The organism is Nocardia sp. NBC_00416, assembly GCF_036032445.1.
Lineage (GTDB): Bacteria > Actinomycetota > Actinomycetes > Mycobacteriales > Mycobacteriaceae > Nocardia.
Map to the genome: position 1 here is coordinate 5320876 of NZ_CP107932.1, position 26614 is coordinate 5347489.

Sequence of the window (26614 nt, forward strand, 5' to 3'; positions counted from 1 at the left end):
CCGCCTCGAAGTTCCGAGCGCGTAAGCGTTTCGTTACCGACGGGTACCTGCGCACAGCGACAGGTGGAAAAACTTCAGACGTGACTGCACGCCGAACACCATCAGCGCGGCTGGTGTCGGCCAACGTACGGACGCAGTTCTCGATCAGGGAGCGTTCGACAGTACCGGCGTTCGACAGGGCGTTCTCGCAAAGGCCGCACCACGTCGAGGTCGACTTTTTCGAAGGCAGAGGCATGACGCAACTACCTGGCCACAGGTCCCCGGGACCCATCGGGCTCTACGACCCGACGAACGAACACGACGCCTGTGGTGTCGCGTTCGTCGGTGATATGCACGGCCGCCGCAGCCGTGACATCGTCGACAAGGCCATCACGGCCCTGTTGAATCTGGAGCACCGCGGCGCCGCTGGCGCCGAGCCGAACTCCGGCGACGGCGCGGGCATCCTCATCCAGGTACCCGACCGCTTCTTCCGGGCAGTGGTCGATTTCGACCTCCCGGCGGAAGGCTCCTACGCCACCGGTATCGCTTTCCTGCCCCAGGCACGGCGCGAGGCGGCTCGCGCCTCCTACGGGGTCGAGAAGATCGTCAAGGAAGAGGGCCTGACGGTCCTCGGCTGGCGCGAGGTGCCGATCGACGAATCGTCGCTCGGCGCGCTGTCGCGCGATGCCATGCCCTTGTTCCGGCAGCTCTTCATCGGCTCGCCCGCCGATTCGGCCGAGCCGCTCTCCGGTATGGACCTGGAGCGGCGTGCCTATGTCATCCGCAAACGGGTGGAGCACGAACTCGGCAAAGCCGGCGCCGGCGAGGGCTCGGTCGGCAAGGAATCGGTCTACTTCCCGAGCCTGTCCGGTCAGACCTTCGTCTACAAGGGCATGTTCACCACGCCGCAGCTGCGCGCGTTCTACCTGGACCTGCAGGACGACCGGGTGGAAAGCGCCCTGGGCATCGTGCACTCCCGGTTCTCCACCAACACCTTCCCGTCCTGGCCGCTGGCCCATCCGTTCCGGCGGGTGGCCCACAACGGCGAGATCAACACCGTCGCCGGTAACGAGAACTGGATGCGCGCGCGGGAGGCGCTGCTGCGTTCCGACATCTTCGGCAAGGATTCGGCCGGTAAGAACCGACTGGAGAAGATCTTCCCCGTCTGCACCCCGGGAGCCAGCGATACCGCGCGCTTCGACGAGGTTCTGGAACTGCTGCACCTGGGTGGCCGGAGCCTGCCGCACGCGGTGCTCATGATGATTCCCGAGGCCTGGGAACGCAACGAGAACATGGACGCCGAACGCCAGGCGTTCTACGAGTACCACTCCATGCTGATGGAGCCGTGGGACGGGCCCGCCTCGGTGTGCTTCACCGACGGCACCGTTATCGGCGCCGTCCTGGACCGCAACGGTCTGCGCCCGAGCCGCATCTGGGTCACCGACGACGGCCTAGTCGTCATGGCCTCCGAGGTCGGCGTCCTGGATATCGACCCGTCCAAGGTCATCCGCAAGATCCGCCTGCAGCCCGGGCGCATGTTCCTGGTGGACACCGCCCAGGGCCGGATCGTCGGCGACGAGGAGATCAAATCCCGGCTCGCCGCCGAACACCCGTACCGGGAGTGGCTCGACGAGGGCATCAAACACCTCTCCGACCTCCCTGATCGCCCGCATATCCACATGTCGCACGATCGGGTGCTCATCCGGCAGCAGATCTTCGGGTACAGCCTCGAGGAACTGAACCTGCTGATCTCGCCCATGGCCAGGACCGGCGCCGAGGCGCTGGGTTCCATGGGCACCGATACCCCGATCGCCGTGCTGTCGGCGCGCCCGCGGCTGCTGTTCGACTACTTCTCCCAGCAGTTCGCCCAGGTCACGAACCCGCCGCTGGACGCTATCCGGGAAGAGGTCGTCACCAGCCTGCGTCGGCATATCGGCCCGGAATCGGATCTGCTGAACCCCACCGCGGAATCCTGTCGGCAGATCGCGATCCAGCAGCCGATCATCGATAACGACGAACTGGCGAAGCTGGTCCACATCAACGACGACGGCAGCCAGACCGGCCTGCGTTCGGTGGTCGTGCGCGGCCTGTACGACGTCAAGGCCGGTGGGGCCGGCATGCGCCGGGCCCTCGACGCCATCAACACCCAGGTATCGGCCGCGATCGACGGTGGCGCCCGGATCATCGTGCTGTCGGACCGGGAGTCCAACGAGAAGCTCGCACCGATCCCGTCGCTGCTGCTCACCGCGTCGGTGCACCACCATCTGGTCCGGGAACGCACGCGGACCATGGTCGGCCTGGTGGTGGAGGCGGGCGACGCCCGCGAGGTGCACCACATGGCGACCCTGGTCGGTTTCGGCGCCGCCGCGATCAACCCGTACATGGCCTTCGAGTCGATCGAGGACATGCTGGACCGGGACGCGCTGGCCGTGCCCGGCAGCACCGGTGACCGGGCCGCCGACTACCACAAGGCCGTCGCGAACTACAACAAGGCCGCCAGCAAGGGTGTGCTGAAGGTGATGTCCAAGATGGGCATCTCCACGGTCGCGTCCTACAACGGCGCCCAGTTGTTCCAGGTGATCGGCCTGGCGCAGGAACTCGTCGACGAGTACTTCACCGGTCTGCGCTCCCACCTGGGCGGTATCGGCCTGGATGAGATCGCCGCCGATGTGGCGGCCCGGCACGCGGTCGCCTTCCTGGAGAACCGCAACGAGCGCGCGCACCGTGAGCTCGAGGTGGGCGGCGAGTACCAGTGGCGGCGCGAGGGCGAATACCACCTGTTCAACCCGGACACGGTGTTCAAGCTGCAGCACGCGACCCGCAGCGGTCAGTACTCGATCTTCAAGGAGTACACCAAGCTGGTCGACGACCAGTCCGAGCGGCTGGCCTCGTTGCGCGGTCTGTTCAAGTTCAAGAAGGGTGCCCGTTCCCCGATTCCGATCGAGCAAGTCGAGTCCGCCGCCGATATCGTGAAGCGTTTCTCCACCGGCGCCATGAGCTATGGCTCGATCTCGGCGGAGGCGCACGAAACCCTCGCCATCGCGATGAATCGGCTGGGCGGCCGCTCCAACTCCGGTGAGGGCGGCGAATCGCCGGCTCGTTTCGAGCCGGAAGAGAACGGCGACTGGCGGCGCAGTGCGATCAAGCAGGTCGCGTCGGGCCGGTTCGGCGTGACCGCGCACTACCTGACCAACTGCACCGATATCCAGATCAAGATGGCCCAGGGCGCCAAGCCGGGCGAGGGCGGGCAGCTGCCCGCGCACAAGGTGTACCCGTGGGTCGCCGAGGTGCGCCACTCCACCCCGGGTGTCGGCCTGATCTCGCCGCCGCCGCACCACGACATCTACTCGATCGAGGACCTGGCACAGCTCATCCACGACCTGAAGAACGCGAATCCGCAGGCGCGGATCCACGTGAAACTGGTCGCCGAGCCCGGTGTCGGCACAGTCGCGGCGGGTGTGTCCAAGGCGCACGCCGATGTGGTGCTCATCTCCGGCCACGACGGCGGTACCGGCGCCTCCCCGCTGACCTCGCTCAAGCATGCCGGTGGGCCCTGGGAACTCGGTCTGGCCGAAACCCAGCAGACCCTGCTGCTCAACGGTCTGCGCGACCGGATCGTGGTGCAGGTCGACGGCCAGATGAAGACCGGCCGCGATGTGATGATCGCCGCGCTGCTCGGCGCCGAGGAGTACGGTTTCGCGACCGCGCCGCTGGTGGTGTCGGGCTGCATCATGATGCGGGTCTGCCACCTCGACACCTGCCCGGTGGGTGTGGCCACCCAGAATCCGGTGCTGCGCGATCGTTTCACCGGCAAGGCCGAGTACGTGGTGAACTTCTTCATGTACATCGCCGAGGAAGTCCGGGAACTGCTGGCGCAGCTCGGTTTCCGCACGCTGGACGAGGCCATCGGCCGGGTCGATCTGCTCGATACCGCCAAGGCCAAGCAGCATTGGAAGGCGAGCAAGCTGGATCTGTCGCCCATCCTCGACGATGTCGAGACGGCATTCATGTTCCAGGATCGCCGCCGCACCAAGGAACAGGATCACGGCCTGGACAAGGCGCTGGACAACGAGCTCATCGCGCAGAGCCGCGACGCGCTGGAGTTCGGCAAGCCGGTCAAGATCGACACCAAGATCACGAACGTGAACCGGACCGTCGGCACCATGCTCGGCCACGAGGTCACCAAGCTCTACGGTGGCGCCGGCCTGCCCGACGACACCATCGACATCACGCTCACCGGTTCGGCGGGTAACAGCTTCGGCGCCTTCGTCCCGGCCGGGATCACCCTGCGTGTGCAGGGCGACGCGAACGACTATGTCGGCAAGGGGCTTTCGGGTGGGCACCTGGTGGTGCGCCCGGCGCCCAACGCCCCGGCCGAATTCCGGGCCGAGGAGAACATCATCGCGGGCAACGTGATCCTGTTCGGCGCGACCAGCGGCCAGGCGTTCATCAATGGTGTCGTCGGCGAACGGTTCGCGGTCCGCAACTCCGGTGCCACCGCGGTGGTCGAAGGAGTCGGCGACCACGCCTGCGAGTACATGACCGGCGGCCGGGTCGTCATCCTCGGCGATACCGGACGCAACTTCGGCGCCGGGATGTCGGGCGGTCTCGCATTCGTCTACGACCCCGACGCCACCTTCGGCGGCCGGGTCAACCCGGAGCAGGCCGATGCCATCGAGGCACTGTCAGGTGACGATTTCACCTGGCTGCGCGACATCATCGCCCAGCACCGGGATCAGACCGGTTCGGCGGTGGCCGAACGCATCCTGGGCGACTGGTCGCAGCAGGTGAACCACTTTGTGAAGGTCATGCCGCGCGAGTACAAGAAGGTGCTGCTCGCCATCTCCGAGGCCGAGAAGAGCGGCAAGGACGTCGACGAAGCGATTATGGAGGCCGCTCGTGGGTAATGAGAGAGCTTTAAAGATGACGTCGACGAGGCGCTGTGATTATTCGGGGGCCGCTCGTGGGTGACACCCAAGGATTCATGAAGCACACGTCCCGGGAGCTGCCCGAACGCCGTCCGGTGCCGCTGCGGCTGATGGACTGGAAAGAGGTCTACCAGGAGGGTTTCCCGCACGAGACCCTGCAGAAGCAGGCCAGCCGATGTATGGACTGCGGTATCCCGTTCTGCCACAACGGCTGCCCGCTGGGGAACCTGATCCCCGAGTGGAACGACCTGGTCTACAAGGACCGGTGGCGCGAAGGCATCGACCGGCTGCATGCGACCAACAACTTCCCGGAGTTCACCGGGCGGCTGTGCCCGGCGCCGTGTGAGGCGTCATGCGTGCTCGGGATCAACCAGGACCCGGTGACCATCAAGCAGGTCGAGGTCGAACTGATCGAGAACGCCTTCGACGAGGGCTGGGTCGCCCCGGTCTATCCGACCCGTCTCACGGGCAAGAAGGTCGCCGTCGTCGGTTCCGGGCCCGCGGGTCTGGCGGCCGCGCAGCAGCTCACCCGGGCCGGTCACACCGTGACCGTGTTCGAACGGGCCGACCGGATCGGCGGCCTGATGCGTTACGGCATCCCGGAATTCAAGATGGAGAAGCGCTTCATCGATCGGCGCCTGGCGCAGATGGAGGCCGAGGGCACCGTCTTCAAAGCCGGGGTCAATGTCGGTGTCGACATCACCGCCGACGAACTGCGGGAGCGGTTCGACGCCGTGGTCCTCGCCGGTGGCGCCACCCAGGCCCGTGATCTGCCGATCCCGGGCCGGGAGCTGGACGGCATCCACCAGGCGATGGAGTTCCTGCCCTGGGCCAACCGGGTGCAGCACGGTGATCCGGTGGCCGACGACAACGGTCTGCCCCCGATCCACGCGCACGGCAAGAAGGTCGTCATCATCGGCGGTGGCGATACCGGCGCCGACTGCCTCGGCACCTCGCACCGTCAGGGCGCGGCCAGTGTGCACCAGTTCGAGATCATGCCGCGTCCGCCGGAGGAGCGCGCCGGGTCCACCCCGTGGCCGACCTATCCGCTGATGTACCGAGTCTCCTCGGCGCACGAAGAAGGCGGCGAACGTGTGTTCTCGGTGAACACCCAGCGCTTCGTCGGCGCCGACGGCAAGGTGACCGGCCTGGATGCGCACGAGGTCACCATGGTCAACGGTCGATTCGAAAAGGTCGAGGGCACCGAGTTCACCCTCGAGGCCGATCTGGTACTGCTCGCCATGGGCTTCGTCGGACCGGACAAGCCGGGACTGCTCAGCGATCTCGGTGTCGGCTACGACCAGCGCGGCAATGTCCAGCGGGACAAGAACTGGGCCACCAATATCCCCGGCGTGTTCGTCGCCGGCGATATGGGTCGGGGTCAGTCGCTGATCGTCTGGGCGATCGCCGAGGGTCGTGCCGCGGCTTCCGCGGTCGATCAGTATTTGGAGGGCGAGACCGCGCTTCCCGCGCCGATCCCCCCGACCGCTGTAGCCCAGCGCTGATCGTAGGAGTCCGGCCCTGAACAACTGAACACGCTACGGCGCGGTGTCCCCGGTGCTTCCGGGGGCAACGCGCCGTTGTGCTGCCCGAAGGGCGGGCGGTACTCGACGATTCGCCCGCCGCACCGTCTGCGGTGGTCAGAGCGGGCTCGGCTGGCGGTGGCGCAACCGTCGCTCTATTGTTATCTCCGGTGTGTCTCGGTACGAGATCGTGATCCGATCGTGTAATTGTGACGCGTGGTTGTTGTTCACCTGTTACACACATCGGCGTCATCGGCGGAGATCAGCATCTTGGCGATGGCTTAAACGGGAGCGTCCCCATCTGGGGCCAGGGTTGACTGGAGCAGAATGCAGTTCAAGAGGGTTGCCGCGGCGTTGGGTGCCTGCGCGGCTGTCGCATCCGGGTTGGTTGTCGGAGGCTCGGCGGCTTCGGCTGCCCCCGGCTGCCCGAGTCTGTACGTAGTGGCCATTCCCGGAACCTGGGAAACCGGCCACGACAAGCGCCCGAGCCCGGGCATGTTGGCCAGGGTGACCAGTGGGCTACCGTCCTCGGCCAAGGTCGATTACGTCACCTACGCGGCCACCGCTTTCCCATGGGAAGGCGATATCTACGCCGACTCCAAGAACGAGGCCGTCTCCAACGCGCGCGGCATGATCTCGGATATGGCCCAGCGGTGCGGCGCGACCGATGTCGCGCTGGTCGGTTACAGCCAGGGCGCGGACGCCGCGGGCGACCTCGCCGCTGAAATCGGCACCGGTCTCGGTCCGATTCGGCCGGAGCGCATCTCGGGTGTCGGGCTGATCTCCGATCCGCGCCGGGCGCCCGAAGACATCCAGGTCGGCCCGCACGCGCCGGGAGCCGGCGCCGGTGGTGCCCGGGTCGGTGGATTCGGCTGGCTCAGCGACCGCACCCGCACCGTGTGCATCCCCGACGACCTCTACTGCGCCACCGCTCAGGACGATTTCATCACTCGTTTCGCCGGCTTCCTCGCGCAGAGTTCCGACGCCAATCCCGCGAATATCTGGCGGTACCAGCTGGAGGTCGGGGCGATCGTCAGCGATCTGATGGCCACCGGCGGGCTGCCTACGCTGCAGGCGCAGCTTTCGGAGGGGGCGAACGAGAAGCGGGTCAAGGATCTCGAGTCGTTCTACAAGTCGGAGTCGCATATCTCCTACGGCAGCTACAACGTCGGCGGTGGACAGTCCGCGCTGTCGTGGATGCACAACTGGATCTCGAATATGGCCTGATCAGCTGGAGATATTGCGCGGCAGCAATTCCCAGACGTGGCCGTTCTCGTTCACGGTCGCCGCGGTGCGGCGACCGGTACGGGAGAACAGGATCCGGGTGATCGAGCAGTAATCGATCGGGAAGGTCAGCGGCCGCGCCAGGCCGAGGATGTCCTGCAGAGTGACGTTGATGACCCCGCCGTGGGCGAAAACCACCACGGTGTCGGCGGCCGCGGTGGTGGAAGCGATCTCGGTGATCCCGTCGTGCACGCGCTGCCGGAAGGCGTCGGCATCGATCTGGGACGGCAGATGGCCGGACTTGATCCGGTCGTAGGTGTCGCGGAAGTCGATCTTGGCGTCCTCGATGGGGATATAGGACGGTAGCTCGCGGTCGTACTCGGCCAGATCGTCCATGATGTCCACACTCAGGCCCAGTTTCGCGGCGGTCGGCGCCGCGGTCTCGCGGGCCCGGCGTTGCGGACTGCTGATCACCCGGACGATCCGGTGCTGCTCCAGCGCCGCCGGTACCCGTTCGGCCTGGTCCACGCCGATGGGCGCGAGCCCGGGGTCGGCCGCTTCCTGGGCATTGTCGACCCGGCGAGGCTGGCCATGGCGAACGAGTATCAATTGCACGGGTCCACTCTGCCGCATCGGGGCCTTCATCTACCAGCCGAGGTCAGCGTGCTCGGTGACCGGCCGAGACAGGAGCCGGAGAAATCGTCCGGTGTCCGGAGGAAACGAAAGGCCCGGGTCGCCGAGATGACGGCGAGCCGGGCCGAGTGCCGGAGCGGTGTCCGGTCGAGGGGATTACTGCCCTGTGGGCGGGTACGGTGGCTGACCACCCTGCGGGGGGTTGGGGTAGTTCGGGTCCGAGGGATACCCGCCTTGCTGGGGGTAACCGCCCTGCTGGGGGTAACCGGGCTGCTGGGGGTAACCGCCCTGCTGGGGGTAACCGCCCTGCTGGGGGTAACCGCCCTGCTGCGGATAGCCGCCCTGCTGCGGATAGCCGCCCTGCTGGGGATAACCCCCCTGCGGCGGCTGGCCGGGCTGCGGGAACCCTCCCTGCGAGTTGTTGTCGCTCTTCTTTTTACGCGCCAGCACGATGATCACGACGATGACGACGACCACGAGCACGCAGCAGAGCAGGCCGAACAACCCGAAGCCGCCGCCGCTCTTGCTCTTGCTCCTCTTGCGGGCGGCCAGATCGACCGCGGACGCGAGCGTATCGGTGTTCGCCCAGGCCGAATAGTCCACCTGGCTCGCATGGGTGAGCAGGTCTACGTAACTCAAATCAAACCCCGTTCCGAGAGTGGGGCCCCTCCTCCCGGGGCCGAGATCATTACACCGTACTTCCCCGCGAGTCGGGTACGAAAACATTTCGCCTGATCAATGCCCCGGCACACCTTGGAGGTGCCCTATCTCGCCGCCTTTCGGGCCCTCATCGTGGCCTGACCAACGGGAAGGGCTGCGTCTCCCGCAGCGATCGCCCGGTCAACAGCATGATCACTCGGTCCACGCCCAGACCCAGACCGCCGGTCGGCGGCATCGCGTGTTCCAGCGCGCACAGGAAATCCTCATCGAGCGCCATGGTGGCCGGACCGCCGTCCGCCGCGAGCCGTGACTGCTCGGTGAGCCGGCGCCGCTGTTCCACCGGGTCGGTGAGTTCACTGCAACCGGTGCCCAGTCCGATTCCCCAGGCGACGAGGTCCCAGCGTTCGGCGAGCGCGGCGTCGCGACGGTGCGGGCGGGCCAGCGGCGACACCGAAACCGGAAAATCGATATAGAAGGTGGGCTCGCGGGTGGTTTCGGCGACCAGCCGTTCGTAGAGCGCATAGGCGGTCCGGCCCGCGTCCCAGCCCGGCTGGTAGGTGATGTCGACCTTCTCGCACAGCTCCCGTAGATCCGGCAGCGCGGTCCGTGGGGAGATCTCGGTCCCGCACTCTTCGGTAAGGGCCGCGAACATCGAGCGCACCCGCCATTCCCCAGAGATGTCCACCGCCTCGAGCGAACCGTCCGGCGTCGGTCGCATGGCGATCATCGAATCGTTGGCGGCCAGCGCGGTTTGCTGGACGAGTTGGCGGCACAGGGTCATCATGCGGCGGTGATCGCTGTGCGCCTCATAGGCTTCCAACAGGGTGAACTCCGGCAGATGCCGGGTGTCGGCGCGGGTGTTACGGAATCCGGGGCCCAGTTCGAACAGCTTCTCGACGCCACCTACACACAACCGCTTCAGCGACAGTTCCGGTGCGGCCCGCAGGAACAGGTCGGTGTTGTCGGCGTCGATACGGGTTCGCAAACTGCGCGCGGGCGCGCCACCGGGGCTGTGCTCCAGTACCGGGGTCGTGACTTCCAGGAAACCGCAGTCGTGCAGGGTGTCGCGTAGCGCGCGCAGGACTGCGCTGCGGCGGGCCAGTAGCTCGCGGGCGTCCCGGTCGATCATCAGATCGAGGTAGCCGCGCCGCATCCGGACCTCCGGATCGCTGAGCCCGTGCCATTTGTCGGGCAGCGGATGCAGGCATTTGCCGAGCATCCGCCAATCCGCCACCAGCAGTGACAGTTCGCCGCGGCGGCTGTAGCCGAGCTGGCCGCTCACCGAGATCAGATCTCCCAGATCGACGAGTTCGCCGAATTCGGCGCAGCGTTGCGCGCCGAGCCGATCACGATCCAGCAAGAGCTGGATATCACTGGTCCAGTCCCGGACCACCGCGAATATCACCCCGCCGCAGTCACGTAGGCGCAGCAACCGGCCGGATACGCGGACGGTTGTACCGCGCGGCGTCCGCCGGGCGTCCGCCACGGTATGGGTCGGCGGAAACGGCAGGGGATAAGGGTCGATATTCGCCGCGGCGAGACGGTCCAGTTTCCCGGTTCGCACGCGGACCTGTTCGGGGCGGTACGCGGCGAGAGGCGCCGGTTCGGTGTCGGGCCTCGCGGTCGCGCCGCCGACCTGCACGGGGGTCGGATGTTCCGGTGCCGAAGGATGCTGCCCGGTATAGGTGAAGGCCGCGGAATTCCCGCCCGGACACGTCAGCAGACCTTCGGCGCGCGCGGCGGCGACGGCGATTCGCGGCAGATCGCCCGGGGCATCGCACAGAACGTATCGGGGGATCCATTGCGGCTGGTATCGCATACTCGCTCGATGCAACTGCGCGAGCTGCCACCAGCGTGAGAACGACAGCGGTGCGGTGCGCGCATCGCGCACCGTCGACGCCACCGCGCTCAGCGCCGCGTGCGGACCCTGTGACCCCCGCGGGGGCCGATGCCGGCCCGCGGCTTCGAACACCGACCGGAACAGCGTGCAGTTCAGCGAAACCTGGTGGATTCCGTGTTGTTCGGCGCGGAGCGCGAATTCGGCGATCAGCAGGTCGGCGATCTCTTCGGTGCTGTCGGGCTCGCGGCGCAGCATCTCCAGCGTCGCGCCCGCGTGTCCCCACGGGACCAGTGAGAGCAACCCCAGCACCCGCTCTTCGGCATCGACTGCCTCGACGAGCAGACAGTCGCCGTCGCGCCGATCGCCGAGCCGCCCCAGCGGGAGCGGATAGCCGCGTTCGGTCTCGCCGGGCCGCCACTGCTCGGCCCGCACCGCGAGCCGCGCGAGTTCGGTCGTGCCGATATCGCGGTGGCGGCGGATCCGAACCGTCACACCCCGTTTGCGTAGCCGGGCGACGGTGTGCCGGACCGGTTCGAGCTCCGACGCGGCCAAGGAGAACGTTCGGGTGTCCAGGAGGGCTTCCGCGCCCGCCGAGATCGCGGTGAGCCCGGCTCGCCGATATACGGGCACAGCGGATTCGCTCGCCCCGATCACGGCGATCGTCCAACCGAATCGGCGGGCGTATCGCTGCCAGGTCTCGACGGCTTGCGGCCAGGAGTCGCGGGCGCCGATGGGATCACCCAGGGCGAGGCAGACGCCGTACTCCACCCGGTACCCGATGGCCGCTCTACCGTTCGGTGTGAAGATCACCGCTCGATCGCGGCGGGTGGCGAAATAGTCCAGTGATCCGGCGGTGTCGGGTTCCTGCATCAAGGTGCGCAGCGCGGATTCGTCGGATTCGGTGAGCGCGTATTCGGCGCGCTGAGTGCGGCGCAGGACCACCGCGGTCGCCGCCAATACCAGCGCGCCGAACAGTCCGATGAGGAACTGGGCGGAGAACGGCGGTGCGCCGGTGAAGTCCGACGGGCGGCCCACCAGGTATGCGGTGAGTTCGGCCGGCACCCACAGCCCACGCTGCGCGGCGGAGGCCAGCGATCCGGGAAGTACCTGCACCACACCCCAACCGGCGACCGCCGCGACCGCCGACCCCCCGGCCAGGATCGCCGCGGCCGGGCGGAAACTGCTACGCCGGATGCGCGCGCCGAATTGCGACCGGCTCGCTATCAGTACGCCGAGCGCGGCGGTGTGCGCGATCAGTGCGATCGCGGCATGCCGGTCCCGCTCGCGAACGATATCCAGCAGGTTCACCGGCAACCAGCTCGCCAGATAGAGCACCACAGCCCACCAGGCCACGCGTTTGCGGCCGGCCAGCCCGATCGCCAGCCATCCCGCCAGCGCGGCCCACAACAGACTGGTGTCGGGTGCGGCCAGGTAGTACTCGTCGAGATAGCGGCGGGGGTCGCCCAGCGCCGCCGACAGTGTCGGCGAGACACTCCAGATCAGACATGCCACCGCGAGAACACCCGACACCAGCGCGGCGATACGCGGTACTGGCGCGAACCGTCCGGGCGTGACGGTCCGTCCGGGTGGTTCGGGGTGCCTCGGTTCCTGCGGGGATATCACCGTTCCAGTTTGCCGCCAGGAATCGCCGAATCATGGCTGTGTCCCGGCGTGTTAGTGGTATATCCGGCCGGATTCGCATGTATTGCCCTGTGCGCGGGCGCGGTTGGCCGATATGGGCAATCGGGTCCCGGGCGTGGCGCGTAACCGGTTGTGAAATGCCGGATATGTCTTGTTGTTACATCATCCGGACCGCCCGGGCACAGGGTTGCCGGGGTCGGTCGGAACACCTGGTGACCGGGGGAGTAAGCATGGAGCCATGCCGGATCCAATCGATGTGCCGATCGACGATGCCGTCATTCGGCTCGGACAGTTCCTGAAGCTGGCCAACCTGATCGAATCGGGGTCGGAGGCCAAAACCGTCATCGCCGCCGGATTGGTGCGGGTGAACGACGAGGTCGAGTTGCGTCGGGGGCGTCAACTGCAGGTCGGCGATGTGGTGGCCATCGCCGGTCATTCCGCCAGGGTGGGCGGCGGATAGCCCGCCGAGGCCGGGCGGCGGAGTCAGTCCTCGGCGCGGACCACGATGCCGTCGTGGTCGCTGTAGAGCATTTCGCCGGGGGTGAAGGTCACGCCGCCGAACTCGACCGGGACGTTCTTCTCACCGCTCCCGGTCTGGGTGCTCTTGCGCGGATTGGTGCCGAGGGCCTTCACGCCGATCTCGAGCGTGCGCAGAATCGCCGAATCCCGGACCGCTCCGTTCACCACTACCCCCGCCCAGCCGTTGTCGACCCCGCGGCCGGCGATGATGTCACCCACCAGCGCGGTGTGCACACTCGCGCCGCCGTCGACGACCAGCACCTGACCGGCGCCCGGTTCGCCGAGAGTCTGCTTGACCAGCAGGTTGTCCTGGAAGCAGCGGATCGTGGTGATCCGGCCGGAGAAGACCTGGTGGCCGCCGAACTGGATGAACTGGGTGTCGCAACTGCGAATATCGGGCCCGATCTCGTCGGCGAGATCCGCGGTGGCCACCTGCTGCTCTGATTCGGTCACGTTTGTCGATTGTGCCGGGTGGATCGGCGCGCCCGGCATCGGCCCCCGGCCGGGAGCCGTGTCACCGCTGCGTGCGGGCCGCTAATGGCGGTAGCGCAGGTTGTACAGCTCACGATCGTGCTGGGAGAACTTCTGCTTGTCGACCAGGTCCGGGTTCAATCCGTGCTGGACCAGGCGATACCGGCGCCACACATAACTCAGGGCGATCGTGAAGATGATCAGCGGAACGATCATCATGACGATCAGGCCCAGCTTGAGGGTCATAGGTCCCGGGAACAGCAGAATCAATGCGAAGAACGGGATGATCGGTCCGATGAAACGAATGAGATAGCGCTCCATGGCCCCGTGGCCGACGAGGTCGCGGACTACCCACTCGTGCAACTCCGCGGGCAATTCGCGGCCCAGATCGTAGGCGATCCGTTGCTTGAAGGTCGGCGTGTCCATAGCTCCAGGCTATGCCCGTGTGATGGCGCTCACCAGGGTGAATTCGCGGCGATGCATCAGGCCCGGCCGTGGCGCTGCTCGTAGGCGACGCGTTCGGTCTCGGCGCGCCGGCGGACGTCTATATCGGCCAGCGCCGGATCGAGCCCGTGCTTGACCAGCCGATTGCGCCGGAAAACGTAGGTCAGCGCCACGGTGAAGTAGATCAGCGGCAACAGCAGCAGCGCCATCATCGACGCACCGATCCACAGCGGGCCCGGTACCAGGAGGAACAGCAGCAGCACCAGCACGATCGGCACCAGCATCCGGACCAGGTAACGCCTGGTCGCCCCGGAGCCGGTCAGATCGTCGAGCACCCAGTCGGAGTACTCGGCGGGCAGGGTCCGGCCGCAGATGTACCCGATCCGCTGGAGAAGGTTCGGTGTTCGGGCCCCGGCACGCATGACCACAGGTTATCCCGTGATGGCCAGCGATGCCGCCAGCCCGAACACCACCGCCATCACCGACACCTCCACCACCGCCCGGCGCAGTGACGCCTCGGCCGGCATCCGGTGGGCGGCGGCCGGGGCAACCCAGCTCCGGCGCCACCACCAGCCGAGCGCCAGCAGCACGACCAGCAGCACTGATTTGGCCAGCATGATCCGCCCGTAGCCGGTGGTGAAGAAAGGTGTGATCCCGCCCAGCCGGACCAGCCCGTTGATCAGCCCGGTGAGCGCCACGGCCGCGATCATCGGCAAGGCCACCGCCGAATACCGGGGCAGGGTCTCGGCCCACCCACGGCGGCCGCGGACCACCAGCCCCAGCGCCAGCAGCAGCCCCAGCCAGGTCGATGCGGCCAGCGCATGCACCCCGGCCAGCGCCGAGCCGAGCGCCTGCTGCGACATATGCCCGGTGATAGGACGCAGGGTCACACAGACCGCGGCGAAAACGAGCACCAGATCCGGTGAGCGCCGCTGTGGCCGCCGGAAGGCGATCGCCGCGTACACGGTGATGGCGGCCGTGCCGAGCAGGATCGCCACGCCGATCTGTCCCGCGCTGATCCGCGCCAGATAAGTGCCGAAATCGGCGGGGCTCAACCCCGTGACGCCGGACCCGACCACCTCGCCCGCGGCGCACACCAGTACCGCGAATTCGAGGCAGCACCAGAGTCCGGCGAGTACCGCCAGCATCCGCCACGGCACCTCGACCCGGTCGGCCAGCCGGGGCAGCGCGGCGAGGCCGAGTACGGCCGCACCCGCGATATCGGCGCCGAACCGCACCGTCGCGGCTGCCGGTACCGCACCGACAGCCCAGGCCGACAGCACCCCGAGCAAGCCCGCCGGTATCACGAGTGCGAGCGCGACTCTTCCGTCGGTCCCGCTCGGGCCACCATTTCTCACTTCTTGTTCTTGCCCTGGCCCAGGTTCGAACCGAACAGCGCGAACGCGAGACCGCCGCCGAACAGGACGATCGCGCCGACGATGTACACCCACACCGGGATACCGCCGCCCGATCCGCCGCCGGAGGCCTGCGCGTCGGCGGGCGGTCCCGGAATTCCGCTACCCGGGGTGCTCAGCGTGAAGCTGCGATCCCCGTCGACGACGTGGCCGTCGGCCGAGGTGACCCGGAAGGCCATCCGGTACTCCCCGACCGGACCGAGCGCGCCGACCTCGACACTGAGGTTCCTGCCGTCGACGACCGGCTCGCCCTTGGACCACAGGTTTCCGTCCGGGCCCACCACGGTCATGGCCGGGAAGCTCGGCTGCAGGGGTTCGTTGAAGGTGATGGTGGCACGCTGCGGCCCCACCTGCACCGTCGCGCCCTCGGCCGGATCGCTGCCCACGACGGCGGAATGCGCGGCGGCCGGGCCGGCCGCCAGTCCGAGGGTCAGGAACAGCAGGGCGGAGGCCACCGTGACGCGGCGGCCCCACCGGGCGGCCGGGTGCCTCATCGCCGGCTCCGGACCACGGCGCCCACCCCGGCGCCCAGGGCCAGCGCGCCCAGCGCCAGACCGAGACCACCGAGCCAGCGGGCTGTCGTATCGCCGGTCCCGTCGGCGGGTGCGGCCGCGGTCTCGCCGTCGTGGCCGCCATGGTCGGCCGCGTCGCCGGAGAGGGCGACCGCCGGCGCGGGATGCTCGACCGAATCGTGGTCGCCGGTTTCGTTCCAGCGCACGACCGTGCCGTCGCTGTAGGTCTGTTCGGCCGGGAAGCTGACCGAATCCGATTCGGGGAACGGTCCGAGCGATACCGCGAACCGCTGGAACTCACCCGGCCGGATACCGGGCGACCCCGGATTCGCGGTCCAGGTGACCGCGGTGACCTGATCCTTGTCGTCGCGGTCGATCTTCGCGGTCCAGCCGGGCACGGGTTCGGTGCGCGCGGTCGAGAAACCGGGCACGGTGATCCGTACCGAGGTGGTGGCGGCGGTATCGGATTCGGTCGGCACGCTGAAGGTGGCGACCGCGCCGTGACCCGGCGTCGCGTCCGGGGCGGAGACCGAGACGTGCGCGGCCGCGGTACCGGCTCCGGCCAATACGAATCCGGCGGCGAAGGTCGCGGTCAGGCCGCGCCGCAGGGTGGGGGAAAACCCGTGGGACATGGGTTGGGTGCTTTCTCTCCGAAGGAAATGGTGACGTCGATATCGGCGCGCGCGGGCGGCGCGCGTGGACCCGACGCCCCGTTCGGAGCGCGGTGCGGGGCGGACGCGGCGGTCGCGGCGACCCGGACCCGTGGGGTCGGGGGTGCCGGACGCGGCGGTGCGAGAAGCGCGCGCAACACCGACGACGCCGACCGGTACAGCCGCTCGGCCACGATGATCGCTATCGCGCAGACCGCGACGGCGAGCAGGTGGGCGGCGCCCATGGCGGCCGCCGGCAACGCGCCCGGCGCGCCGTCATCGACGGTGTGATGACCGGTGAGTCCGGAGAGTGCCCAGTGCCCGGCGAACTGGCCGATCGCCAGTGGGATCAGGACGCCGGACCCTCTGGCAGGGGGCCACCACATCCGCCGGTGCCCGGCGTCGTCGGCCGCCGAACCGGCCGCAGCCCCGGCGACCAGCGCTGTCAGCAGCAGTAGCGCGGCTCCGGCGGACGAGGGATAACCCCCACCCGCGGCACCGTGCGCGGCGACGGCCAGCGCACCGGTCGTCGCGCCCACCAGACAACCCCGCAACCGTGCGGGAGTCGTACAGGTGCTGGCAGGCATCGAGCGCTTCCGGATTCGCCGACCCGGCCGGTTGCGGCCGGTCGGGGAGTGGACAGGGCAGTGTCCATAGTTGTCGACCGGCCCGGAGCGCGCGCATCCGGGCCGGGGTTCGCGCCGGTCGGGAACTACGGCCCGGGATCGGCCGGCGCCCCGGTACCGGTCAGGCGACGCCGAGACGGGCGAGCACGTCCGCCTCGATCCTGGACAGTTCTGTGGCGATCGACGCGTGCACCGAACGCCGTCGCGCGGCGGGCATCTGATCGGCGGTGCGGACGGCCGCGGTGAGGGCGTCGAGCCGGTTGCGGGCGTCGCTGACGAACTGCTGAGTGCCCTTGTCCTTGCCGGTGTTCCCGTTCGCGATCTTGTCCAGTGCGGCTTCGGTATTGCCGATACGGGCCTGCAACCGGCCGCCGTGTCCGGCGTAGTCACCGAGCTGGCTCACCCCGATACCGAGTTCCCTGGCCCGGCGCGCGTCGAGTTGCCCGCGCACCCAGGTCGCGCCGCGGTAGGCCAGCGGAGCGAGCACCGGAACCAGCACCCGCGCGACCCCGATGTACTTCTTGACCTGTCCGGGACCGAACGGATCCCGCTTCGCCCGGGCGGCGGTCTCGAGAGCGGCTTTCTCCTCGGCCTGCAGCGCGGCGACCTGCGCCTTGGCGACCTTGTCCTGGGAACGGGCTTGCGCGCGTTGATGTTTGCGATCGTTCTTCGCGCCGAGTTTGGCCTCGATCGCGGCCTTGTGCTTGAGAGCCTTGGCCTCGGCACGCCGACTCGGCCGCCGCTTGCGCTTGGTGAACAACCCCATCGAAGGCCCTCCGTAATGCTGGTTCGCTACGGCGACACGACACGGAAAACCGCACCGTCCACCCGTGTCACACGGTTCGCCGACACCCTATCGGGTTCCCGGCCGAACAGGCGAGAGACTCTGCCCGGACCGGTGCGGCGGCCCCCGCTCCGGACCCTCGATTCGGTGGACTGTCGGGGTCGGGGACCATACTGCTTGCGTGCAACCGGGCAGTATCGACCGCGAAGATCCCTCCGACGCCGATCATGAGCGGCGGGAGTCTCCTGTACCCGCAGGGCGGTTCGCCGCCGGTGCGGACCGGCCCGCGTTCTTGGACGCACGCGGTCTGATCGGCTGTCGGCACCGGCTCGGGATGGACGCCGCGCATCCCGAACAGCTCGCCGAAGTACGCGAAGACGCGGGAGTTCAGCAGCGCCGGGCCGCCGCCCAGGCTCATCGGGAGCGAGTACGCGAGACCCTCGTCGCGGCGGACCCCGACGGCTGGGTCGTTATCGACCCCGCCCTGTCCGCGAGCGCCCGCGCGGCCGCCACGATCAGCGCCTGCGAAGCGGGCGCTGCCCGGATCTGGGGTGGGCTGCTGCCGCAGGAACCGGATACCGGCCGCCGGGGCGGCGCGGAGATCCTGCTGCGCGATGCGCGGGGCGGTTATATCCCGGTGATCGTGGTCAACCACAAGGTCACCGACCCCCGGAGACCGGAGCCTGCCGAATTCCATCCGCTGACCTCGGATCTGTTCGCCTGGGAGCCGGTCCCCGACCGTGCCCGGAAACTGCGTCAGCAACCGCGTGACCAGCAGCGGCTCGCCCATGTGTACCGGATGCTGGAACGGCGGGGGCTGGCTCCGTCCAGTCCGGTCGGTGGGGTCATCGGCTTCCATTTCGACCGGATCCTGGTCCACGACCTGACCTCCGTGCTCGCCGATTACGACAGCCGTTTCGCGGATCGGATAGCGGTGGTCCGCGGCCAGGTGGAAACCGTTCCGTCCAAGGTCCCCGAATGCCGTCAGTGCATCTGGTGGAACCGTGGGGCCGAGGGCGGCTGCCAGGCCTGGTTGAACGAACACCGCGATGTGAGCGTGGTGGCGCCCGGTTCGCGCGCCGAGGTGTTGCGCGGGCACGGGGTCCGGACCATCGACGAACTGGCCGCCTGGTCGGGGCCCGAACCCGAGGACTGGCAGCACGGACCGTTCGAGGAGGCCGTGGTCACTGCCCGTGCCTGGCTCGTGGACGCGCCGCTGGTACGGCGGTTCGGTCAGGTGTGGGTGCGCCGGGCCGATGTCGAGGTGGATGTGGACCTGGAGAGCTACCAGGAAGACGGCGCCTACCTGTGGGGGACGCTTCTCGACGGGGAGTACAAGGCCTTCGTCACCTGGGATCCACTGCCCACCGAGGACGAGGGCCGGTCCTTCGCCGAGTTCTGGACGTGGCTGATGGAGATCAGGGCGCAGACCGTGGCCGCCGGGCGGACCTTCGCCGCGTACTGCTATTCGCGTAGCGCCGAGGACAAATGGCTCTACGAATCGGCCCGCCGGTTCGCCGGTCGCCCCGGAGTGCCGACCGCGGCGCAGGTCACCGAATTCGTGGACTCCATCCAGTGGGTGGACATGTTCCAGGCGGTCACCGATCAGTTCATCTGCCCGAGCGGCAAAGGTCTCAAGAAGATCGCCCCCGTCGCCGGTTTCGCGTGGCGTGATCCCGAGGCCGGCGGGGAGGCGTCGATGAGCTGGTATCGGCGTGCGGTCGGCTACGACGACGATCCGGATCTCACCCAGCGCACCCGGTTGCTGGAGTACAACGAGGACGATGTGCGGGCCACCGCCGTCCTGCGCGAATGGATGAATCCCAGGACGCCCCGGGAGCACTCCGCCGACCGCGAGGTTCCCGCACTCAGCGATTTCGCCGCGGCGCCGGGAGCACCGACGGACCTGTGGACGAGTCCCGCACAGGCTTGATTACCATTGTTCAGCGTGACTGAGCACGTCGAACAACTCGAGTTCCAGGCCGAGACCCATCAGCTGCTCGAGCTGATGATCCACTCGGTCTACTCCAACAAAGACACGTTCCTGCGGGAGCTGATCTCGAACGCTTCCGACGCGCTGGACAAGCTACGGCTGGAGTCCTATCAGGACAAGGACCTGCACGTCGACACCGATGATCTGCACATCGAGCTGGAGGTCGACCAGGATCAGCGGATCCTCACCGTCCGGGACAACGGCATCGGCATGTCGCGCGCCGAAGTGGTGGACCTGATCGGAACCCTCGCCAAGTCCGGCACGGCCGAACTGCGCCGCAAACTGAACGAGGCGAAATCCGACGCCGCGGCCGAAGAGCTGATCGGCCAGTTCGGTATCGGCTTCTACTCGACCTTCATGGTCGCCGACAAGGTCGTGCTCACGACCCGCCGGGCGGGGGAGAACACCGGTACGCGCTGGGAATCGGAAGCCGGTTCGGGCACCTACCGGATCGAAACCCTCGACGAGGCCCCGCAGGGCAGCGCTGTCACGCTGCACCTGAAGCCGGCCGACGCCGAGGACCACCTCTTCGACTACACCCAGGAGCACAAGCTCCGCGAAATCGTCAAGAAGTACTCCGATTTCATCGCCTGGCCGATCCGGATGCAGGTCGAGCGGACGGTGACCGAGGGCGAGGGGGAGGAGAAAGAGGAGAAGACCGTCGTCGAGGAGCAGACCCTCAACTCGATGAAGGCCCTCTGGACCCGCCCGCGCAGCGAGGTCTCCGAGGAGGAATACCAGGAGTTCTACAAGCACGTCAGCCACGCCTGGGACGAGCCGCTGGAGATAATCCCGCTCAAGGCCGAGGGCACGTTCGAATATCAGGCGCTGCTGTTCCTGCCCTCGCAGGCGCCGTTCGACCTGTTCACCCGCGAACACAAGCGGGGTGTCCAGCTCTACGTGAAACGCGTGTTCATCATGGACAACTGCGAAGAGCTGATGCCGGAGTACCTGCGTTTCGTCAAGGGTGTGGTGGACGCGCAGGACCTGTCGCTGAACGTCTCCCGCGAGATCCTGCAGCAGGACCGGCAGATCCAGATGATCCGCAAACGTCTGGTGAAGAAGGTGCTGAGCACCGTCAAGGATCTGCAGGGCGCCGAGGACCAGGCGAAATACCGTACTTTCTGGCAGGAATTCGGCCGGGTCCTCAAAGAGGGGCTGCTCTCCGACTTCGACAACCAGAAGACGCTGCTGGAAGTGTCGTCCTTCGCCTCCACCCACTCCGACACCGAGGCGACCACGCTGGCGCAATATGTGGAGCGGATGCCCGAGGGGCAGGACGGCATCTACTACATGACCGGGGAGTCCCGGGATCAGGTCGAAAGGTCGCCGCATCTGGAGGCATTCCGCGCCAAGGGCCGTGAGGTGCTGATCCTCACCGATCCGGTCGACGAGATGTGGGTCGGTTCGGTGTCGGAGTTCGACGGCAAACCGTTCCAGTCGATCGCCAAGGGCGAGGTCGATCTGGAAACCGAGGAGGAGAAGAAGGAATCCGAGGCCCTGCGCGAACAGCAGGACAAGGATTTCGCCGAGGTGCTGACCTGGCTGGGCAAAACCCTCGAGGACAGCGTCAAGGAGGTCCGGCTCAGCTCCCGGTTGACCAGTTCGCCGGTATGCCTGGTGGGCGATGTTTTCGATATGACCCCGATGCTGGAACGGATGTACCGCGCCTCGGGTCAGGAGCTGCCGCAGTTCAAGCGCATTCTGGAACTCAACCCGGCCCATCCGCTGGTGACGGGTCTGCGCGACGCGTACGACACCCGCAAGGACGACGCCGACGCGGGTAAGGTTCCCGAGCTCACCGAGACCGCCGAACTCCTGTACGGCACCGCTGTGCTGGCCGAAGGTGGGGAACTGCAGGATCCGGCCAAATTCGCGCAGATCCTCGCCGACCGGCTGACGCGGACCCTCTGACCGGGCCGGAGGCCGCGGCACGCCCCGCGGCCTCCGCCCGTCTCGGCTCACTCGCGGTACCGCGCAACTCGAGTTGATGCGGCGCAGTATGGGCGGCCGGGCGATGGCCGAGCGCATCGAAGCCCTGCGCTCTTACCTGACCGAGCATTACCGGCCGGGCAACCCCGCTGACCACCACGGCCTATCTCGGGGTCGGCTACCAGTAACGGTTGTGCGGCGCCGGGGCGTACGGCGCGGGTCTGTCGGGTGCGTCATCCGAATCGATTCGTGCGCATGCGGTTTCGTCGGGGCGCTCACCTGCGGTTCGTAATAATTCAAGGAGTGTAGGCGATAGATCGTCCGGGATACGCGAATCGTGTTCCGGATAGGAGATCGAACATGTCGACCACCAGTGCGGCGGCGCGTCGCGGATTGCGTCGCACCTCGTTTCGGATCGCGTTGCTCGGCGCGCTGATCGCCGCTCCCGCCCTGGTGGCGATACCGGCGTCGGCACAACCGGGTGATGGTCCGATCACGGCGCACTCGGCCCCCGTCACCGATGACTACGACTCCTTCGGCTACGACCGCAACGGCTACGACCGCGAGGGGTATGACCGGTCCGGGCGCGATCGCGAGGGCTACGACGAGGACGGCTACGACTTTTTCGGGCGCGATCGCGACGGCTACGACGAGGACGGGCTCGACAGTTTCCGGCGCGACCGGGCCGGGTACGATCGCGAGGGCTACGACCGGTGGGGTTATGACCGCCGCGGTTTCGATCGCGAGGGGTACACGTCCTTGGGGTGCCGCATCGACGGCAACGACCGGGAGTCGGCAGACCGCGCGGTCTGCGACGCATGGCGGGCGCGCCTGGCGACCGGCAGCCGCCCGGCGACCGGCAGCGCCGGCTGACCGGCATTCGATTGCCACACCCGGACACGAACGCCCGCCGCCCGGCTTACAGCCGGGGTAGCGGGCGTTGTTGTGGGGCGGGGACTACCGCGGCGCCATCCGTAGCGCGCCGTCCATGCGAATGGTCTCGCCGTTGAGGTAGTCGTGTTCGACGATGTATTGCGAGAGCTGCGCGTACTCGTCCGGCCGGCCCAGCCGGGACGGGAACGGCACGCCGGCCTCTAGGCCCTGACGGTATTCCTCGGTGACGCCGGCCAGCATCGGGGTGTCGATGATGCCGGGGGCGATGGTGTTGACGCGGATACCGAACTGCGCGAGGTCGCGCGCGGCCGGAACGGTCATACCGTGCACGCCGCCCTTGGAGGCCGAGTACGCGATCTGGCCGATCTGGCCCTCGAACGCCGCCACCGAGGCGGTGTTGACGACGACACCGCGCTGGCCGGCCTCGTCCACGGCATCGGTCTTGGCGATGGCGTCGGCGGCCAGTCGCATGACGTTGAAGGTGCCGAGCAGGTTCACGGTGATGACCGTGCGGAACAGTTCCAGATCGTGCGGGCCGTTCTTCGACAGGATGCGCCCGGCCCAGCCGACACCGGCGCAGTTGACCACGATACGCAGCGGCGTGCCCGATTCGACGACCTTCGCTACGGCGGCGGCGACCTCGTCGTGGCTCGTGACATCGGCGGCCAGCAGGGTGACCCCGTCGGGGACATTGTCGCCCGCGCGTTCGATCGACTGCGGTACGTCGAGCCCGAAGACAGTGGCGCCCAGATCAGCGAAACGCTTGGCGGTGGCGGCGCCCAGACCGGACGCGCCCCCGGTGACGATGGCGGCGGAACCCGAAATCTCCACGATGGTCCTCTCGTTCGTGACAAGCCAGTTGGCCTAACGTCAATTGCACCCTAACCCGTGGGTGCCGAGGGGTCGTGGACGGTCCCCTTGCGCTGATCGGTGTCTGGTTACTCAGTGTTGTTCGCCGACCCGCCGATCCTGGATCTCGTCCGGGTTCGGCCAGGTAGTGGCCGCTTTCCGTAGTGTGCGGCGCCACCAGAGGACCACGGCGGCCGCGCCCGGTGTGAGTAGCGCGATCCCGATCGCCGGCAGCAGACCGAGGGTAGGAGTCACGGTATCGACGCCGGTGAGAGTGCCGATGAAGAGGAACAGCAGCCCGGATCCGAAACCGATGGCGCGTTCGGGGAGGTGTTTGCCCACCAGGATGCCCACGGCGATGGCCAGCGCGTCCGCCGCCACCATGCCGATGGTGGAGCCCAGCCAGACCGCGGCCCAGTTGTTGTCGGTGGCCAGCGCTGCGGTGGCGAACATGGTGCGATCGCCGAGTTCGGCCAGCAGGAACGCCGAGAGTACGACGAAGAAGGGCGCGGTGGTGGCGAACTTCGACGGTGCGGGTTCTTCGTCGTCGGGTGCGTCGGTGACGAGTTCACGCAGCGTCCACAAGCCGACGGCGAGAAAAGTGACGGCGGCCACCGCTGCGATGGCTGTGGTGGGCAGTGCCGCGCCCAGGAAATGTCCGATCGCGACCGAGATGATGTGGACCGCGGCGGTGGCGACGGTAATACCGCCCAGCACTACCCACCAGCGATAGCGCAGCGCGAACGTCAGAGCCATGAGTTGGGACTTATCGCCCAATTCGGCCAGAAAGACGATACCGATGGCGAGCCCGACGGTGGCGATCATCTGCTGGGTGCTCCCGATCCTCCGGTTCGCCGGCCGGATTCGGGTTCGCCTCCGGCCGACAACGACATTGCTGTTCGGCCGAAGGTCTCGCCCACCGGAAGAACCGGTTCACGCGACCGGACCCGCCGTTGGCCGGTGGGTCAGTATGTCGACCGCGTGATTGGGGGCTACTCCCCTTCGCTGCTGGCAACCTTACCGCACCGGCAATATCGCGGCAAGGATGCAGCAGCGAAATACCCTTCGGCGCAATAAGTTTGGTGCTGCAACCGGAATAGTTGGGTTTACCTCAAAACTGTTCCGGGGTGCCCCGGAAGGGATTGTCGGCATCGCTTCGGCAAATATTGCGCGAATCCGAACGGTATTGCGCCGAGGTCTTCCGGGGGCGTTGGCCCGGCGACTTCAGGTGCTCCTCGACCTGCGCGTTTCCGGATCTCGCGCCGAGATGGGTCGTGTCCCCGGTATGCCGCGCCGAGGCATGCGAGATCTTCAGCGTGCGACATTGTTCGCCGGTGCGGCCCGACCCGGTTCTGAAGTGTCGGCGTGGTCCGGACACCCTGGTGCCCGGCGGGTCGGATAGCGGCGCGGGGGCGAACGCGGCTCGCCTGCCCGAAGTGGCGGCCGGGTGACTCGCCGGTATTCGCGGCGGCCCGTGTCAGGCGGCCAGCAGCATTGCCAGTACGGCAGTGTCCGGGTCGCTGATCGGGTCCAGGCCCACCCGGCTCACCAGTGAGGTCACCGTGCCGTCCGCCTCGGCCTCCGCCCAGGCTGCTCGATGCTCCAGCCCCAGGTGGGGGATGCCCGGTAACAGCACGCAGCCGGAGGCGGCGCCGGTGCACTCGGGTAGTGAAGGGTTGGTTTCCGCGGGCGGGTGCAGCATGAACAGGGCCGGCGGGATGTGCTCGGCGTACCGGCCGGGCCGGACCCCGTCTTCGCCGAGCACCGGGCCCTCGGAGATCACCAGGCCGACGGTGTCCGGCTCCGGATCGTCGGGTAGTTCCTCGCGGACGCCGAAGATGGTGGAGGTCGTGAGCAGGCCGGGCATCGATGCCACGCGTACGGCGAGTACCAGGAGCTGCGACCACTCCTTGGTCGTATCCGGCCAGCGCCCGGAGATGACGAAGCCGCGCAGCGTGCCGCGGGCATGGAACGGTGTGACGCCTATCGGACTGTTGCTGCGCACGATGCCTCCCGTGCGTTAACGGGGGCGGCTTTGCCCGTCCTCGAACTTCGTGAAAGTCGAGGATCGCGCACAAGTCATCTGGCACACAAGTACCAGAGAGTGCCAGTTCGGGCGGAAACGGCGAAAGACCCGCGGACACGGGGTCCACGGGTCTCGCGCGAAGTTCGGCCGGTGACCGGACGCTCAGCCGAAGATGAGGCCCTTGGCCTGGCTGGTGGCCTTGGTGAAACGCTCCTGGACGTCGGCCCAGTTGACCACGTTCCAGAAGGCCTTCACATAGTCGGCCTTGACGTTCTTGTACTGCAGGTAGAAGGCGTGCTCCCACATATCGACCTGCAACAGCGGAATGATGCCCAGCGGCACATTGGCCTGCTGGTCGTACAGCTGGAAGGTCAGCAGCTTCTGGCCCAGGGTGTCGTAGCCGAGCACCGCCCAGCCCGAGCCCTGCAGACCGTTGGCCGCGGCGGTGAACTGCGCCCGGAACTTGTCGAACGAGCCGAACTGGTCGTCGATGGCGGCGGCCAGGTCGCCGGTCGGCTTGTCGCCGCCGTTGGGGGAGAGGTTCTTCCACCAGATGGAGTGGTTGACATGGCCACCGAGGTGGAAGGCGAGGTTCTTCTCGTTCAAGAAGATGGCGCCGTGATCACCGGCTTCGCGTGCCGCTTCGAGCTTCTCCACGGCGGTGTTCACACCGGCCACGTAGGCCGCGTGGTGCTTCGAGTGGTGAATCTCGTTGATCTGCCCGGAGATATGCGGCTCCAGAGCGCCGTAGTCGTAATCCAGATCTGGCAGCGTGTACTCAGCCACGAATGTCCCTTCCTTGTCGGGTCGAGTGCTTCCTGTAGGGATGCTCCCGACCATTCGTACACCCGAACGGTCCAACTCGCCCCGACGCCCCACAATTCCACACCGGCGCGACCCCGACCATCCGAGAGCGGTTCGGAGGGGTGGCCGAGTCCTCATGGATCCTGCCCCTGCCGGGGCGGATGCCCGATTCTCGTAGCGCCGGCGATCGGGTCGCCGGACTACGGAATTCGACGTTCGTTACCACGATGCCGCCGCCGCGGTACCCGGTTGCGATATCGAAACGGA

The 26614-nt window shown here is 67.5% G+C and carries 22 protein-coding genes; 7 read left to right on the forward strand and 15 right to left on the reverse strand.

Going from position 1 to position 26614, the window contains the following annotated elements; genetic code table 11:
- Positions 1-233 precede the first annotated feature (233 nt).
- The 3 genes from gltB to OG804_RS22895 all read left to right on the forward strand — a co-directional run bounded on the left by gltB (position 234) and on the right by OG804_RS22895 (position 7657).
- Positions 234-4886 carry a glutamate synthase large subunit gene (gene gltB, locus OG804_RS22885; protein ID WP_328389734.1) on the forward strand — a complete coding sequence of 1551 codons (4653 nt, stop codon included), beginning with the start codon at positions 234-236 and terminating at the stop codon, positions 4884-4886.
- A gap of 56 nt (positions 4887-4942) precedes the next feature.
- On the forward strand, positions 4943-6412 hold the full coding sequence (locus OG804_RS22890) for a glutamate synthase subunit beta (protein ID WP_328389736.1): 1470 nt from the start codon (positions 4943-4945) through the stop codon (positions 6410-6412).
- A 345-nt stretch (positions 6413-6757) separates the two neighbouring features.
- Positions 6758-7657 (forward strand): cutinase family protein, encoded by a 900-nt coding sequence (locus OG804_RS22895; protein ID WP_328389738.1) that lies wholly within the window; start codon positions 6758-6760, stop codon positions 7655-7657.
- On the opposite strand, the gene OG804_RS22900 is transcribed toward OG804_RS22895, so the two are convergent.
- From OG804_RS22900 to lysX, 3 genes are all read right to left on the reverse strand, one after another.
- Entirely contained in the window at positions 7658-8269 is a 612-nt protein-coding gene (locus OG804_RS22900) for a histidine phosphatase family protein (protein ID WP_328389740.1), read from the reverse strand.
- A 174-nt stretch (positions 8270-8443) separates the two neighbouring features.
- Positions 8444-8926 carry a hypothetical protein gene (locus tag OG804_RS22905; protein ID WP_328389742.1) on the reverse strand — a complete coding sequence of 161 codons (483 nt, stop codon included), beginning with the start codon at positions 8924-8926 and terminating at the stop codon, positions 8444-8446.
- A 148-nt stretch (positions 8927-9074) separates the two neighbouring features.
- Positions 9075-12410, reverse strand: coding sequence for a bifunctional lysylphosphatidylglycerol synthetase/lysine--tRNA ligase LysX (lysX, locus tag OG804_RS22910; RefSeq protein ID WP_328389744.1), 3336 nt, complete (start codon positions 12408-12410; stop codon positions 9075-9077).
- Positions 12411-12666: 256 nt separating this feature from the next.
- Between lysX and OG804_RS22915 the strand changes: the two genes are divergently transcribed.
- Positions 12667-12888 carry an RNA-binding S4 domain-containing protein gene (locus OG804_RS22915; protein ID WP_328389746.1) on the forward strand — a complete coding sequence of 74 codons (222 nt, stop codon included), beginning with the start codon at positions 12667-12669 and terminating at the stop codon, positions 12886-12888.
- 23 nt (positions 12889-12911) lie between these two features.
- Here the strand turns inward: OG804_RS22915 and rraA are convergent, their stop codons facing one another.
- The 8 genes from rraA to OG804_RS22955 all read right to left on the reverse strand — a co-directional run bounded on the left by rraA (position 12912) and on the right by OG804_RS22955 (position 17831).
- Positions 12912-13439, reverse strand: coding sequence for a ribonuclease E activity regulator RraA (gene rraA, locus OG804_RS22920; RefSeq protein WP_442941602.1), 528 nt, complete (start codon positions 13437-13439; stop codon positions 12912-12914).
- 42 nt (positions 13440-13481) lie between these two features.
- Entirely contained in the window at positions 13482-13844 is a 363-nt protein-coding gene (locus OG804_RS22925; RefSeq protein ID WP_328389750.1) for a DUF5313 family protein, read from the reverse strand.
- A gap of 56 nt (positions 13845-13900) precedes the next feature.
- Entirely contained in the window at positions 13901-14284 is a 384-nt protein-coding gene (locus tag OG804_RS22930) for a DUF5313 family protein (protein ID WP_328389752.1), read from the reverse strand.
- A gap of 9 nt (positions 14285-14293) precedes the next feature.
- The gene (locus tag OG804_RS22935) at positions 14294-15220 is read right to left on the reverse strand and encodes a CopD family protein (protein WP_328389754.1); all 927 of its coding nucleotides are present in this window, start codon (positions 15218-15220) and stop codon (positions 14294-14296) included.
- Entirely contained in the window at positions 15217-15771 is a 555-nt protein-coding gene (locus OG804_RS22940) for a copper resistance CopC family protein (RefSeq protein WP_328389756.1), read from the reverse strand. Before OG804_RS22940 ends, OG804_RS22935 begins: the two co-directional genes overlap by 4 nt.
- The gene (locus OG804_RS22945) at positions 15768-16421 is read right to left on the reverse strand and encodes a YcnI family copper-binding membrane protein (RefSeq protein WP_328389758.1); all 654 of its coding nucleotides are present in this window, start codon (positions 16419-16421) and stop codon (positions 15768-15770) included. The genes OG804_RS22940 and OG804_RS22945 overlap by 4 nt, the downstream gene beginning before the upstream one ends.
- Positions 16382-17026 carry a hypothetical protein gene (locus OG804_RS22950; RefSeq protein WP_328389760.1) on the reverse strand — a complete coding sequence of 215 codons (645 nt, stop codon included), beginning with the start codon at positions 17024-17026 and terminating at the stop codon, positions 16382-16384. Before OG804_RS22950 ends, OG804_RS22945 begins: the two co-directional genes overlap by 40 nt.
- A gap of 160 nt (positions 17027-17186) precedes the next feature.
- Positions 17187-17831, reverse strand: coding sequence for a DUF6474 family protein (locus OG804_RS22955; protein ID WP_328389762.1), 645 nt, complete (start codon positions 17829-17831; stop codon positions 17187-17189).
- Between the two features lie 352 nt (positions 17832-18183).
- On the opposite strand from OG804_RS22955, the gene OG804_RS22960 reads away from it, so the two are divergent.
- The 3 genes from OG804_RS22960 (at position 18184) to OG804_RS22970 (ending at position 22647) form a co-directional block, all read left to right on the forward strand.
- The gene (locus OG804_RS22960; protein WP_442941901.1) at positions 18184-19782 is read left to right on the forward strand and encodes a TM0106 family RecB-like putative nuclease; all 1599 of its coding nucleotides are present in this window, start codon (positions 18184-18186) and stop codon (positions 19780-19782) included.
- Between the two features lie 15 nt (positions 19783-19797).
- Positions 19798-21756 carry a molecular chaperone HtpG gene (gene htpG, locus OG804_RS22965; RefSeq protein ID WP_328389764.1) on the forward strand — a complete coding sequence of 653 codons (1959 nt, stop codon included), beginning with the start codon at positions 19798-19800 and terminating at the stop codon, positions 21754-21756.
- 378 nt (positions 21757-22134) lie between these two features.
- Entirely contained in the window at positions 22135-22647 is a 513-nt protein-coding gene (locus tag OG804_RS22970) for a hypothetical protein (RefSeq protein WP_328389767.1), read from the forward strand.
- An 84-nt stretch (positions 22648-22731) separates the two neighbouring features.
- On the opposite strand, the gene OG804_RS22975 is transcribed toward OG804_RS22970, so the two are convergent.
- From OG804_RS22975 to OG804_RS22990, 4 genes are all read right to left on the reverse strand, one after another.
- Entirely contained in the window at positions 22732-23499 is a 768-nt protein-coding gene (locus OG804_RS22975; protein ID WP_328389769.1) for an SDR family NAD(P)-dependent oxidoreductase, read from the reverse strand.
- A 111-nt stretch (positions 23500-23610) separates the two neighbouring features.
- Positions 23611-24342 (reverse strand): TMEM165/GDT1 family protein, encoded by a 732-nt coding sequence (locus OG804_RS22980; protein ID WP_328389771.1) that lies wholly within the window; start codon positions 24340-24342, stop codon positions 23611-23613.
- Positions 24343-24994: 652 nt separating this feature from the next.
- Positions 24995-25525 carry a peptidase gene (locus OG804_RS22985; protein ID WP_328398635.1) on the reverse strand — a complete coding sequence of 177 codons (531 nt, stop codon included), beginning with the start codon at positions 25523-25525 and terminating at the stop codon, positions 24995-24997.
- A 180-nt stretch (positions 25526-25705) separates the two neighbouring features.
- A complete protein-coding gene (locus tag OG804_RS22990) occupies positions 25706-26329 on the reverse strand; it encodes a superoxide dismutase (RefSeq protein WP_328389773.1) in 624 nt (207 codons plus the stop codon).
- Positions 26330-26614: the final 285 nt, after the last annotated feature.

Bases quoted from the DNA above. Each gene is read 5' to 3' on its own strand.
- gltB (WP_328389734.1), top strand. From the start codon at position 234: ATGACGCAACTACCTGGCCACAGGTCCCCGGGACCCATCGGGCTCTAC.
- OG804_RS22895 (WP_328389738.1), top strand. From the start codon at position 6,758: ATGCAGTTCAAGAGGGTTGCCGCGGCGTTGGGTGCCTGCGCGGCTGTC.
- OG804_RS22915 (WP_328389746.1), top strand. From the start codon at position 12,667: ATGCCGGATCCAATCGATGTGCCGATCGACGATGCCGTCATTCGGCTC.
- rraA (WP_442941602.1), bottom strand. From the start codon at position 13,439: ATGCCGGGCGCGCCGATCCACCCGGCACAATCGACAAACGTGACCGAA.
- OG804_RS22925 (WP_328389750.1), bottom strand. From the start codon at position 13,844: ATGGACACGCCGACCTTCAAGCAACGGATCGCCTACGATCTGGGCCGC.
- OG804_RS22930 (WP_328389752.1), bottom strand. From the start codon at position 14,284: ATGCGTGCCGGGGCCCGAACACCGAACCTTCTCCAGCGGATCGGGTAC.
- OG804_RS22940 (WP_328389756.1), bottom strand. From the start codon at position 15,771: ATGAGGCACCCGGCCGCCCGGTGGGGCCGCCGCGTCACGGTGGCCTCC.
- OG804_RS22945 (WP_328389758.1), bottom strand. From the start codon at position 16,421: ATGTCCCACGGGTTTTCCCCCACCCTGCGGCGCGGCCTGACCGCGACC.
- OG804_RS22950 (WP_328389760.1), bottom strand. From the start codon at position 17,026: ATGCCTGCCAGCACCTGTACGACTCCCGCACGGTTGCGGGGTTGTCTG.
- OG804_RS22955 (WP_328389762.1), bottom strand. From the start codon at position 17,831: ATGGGGTTGTTCACCAAGCGCAAGCGGCGGCCGAGTCGGCGTGCCGAG.
- OG804_RS22960 (WP_442941901.1), top strand. From the start codon at position 18,184: ATGGACGCCGCGCATCCCGAACAGCTCGCCGAAGTACGCGAAGACGCG.
- OG804_RS22970 (WP_328389767.1), top strand. From the start codon at position 22,135: ATGTCGACCACCAGTGCGGCGGCGCGTCGCGGATTGCGTCGCACCTCG.
- OG804_RS22980 (WP_328389771.1), bottom strand. From the start codon at position 24,342: ATGATCGCCACCGTCGGGCTCGCCATCGGTATCGTCTTTCTGGCCGAA.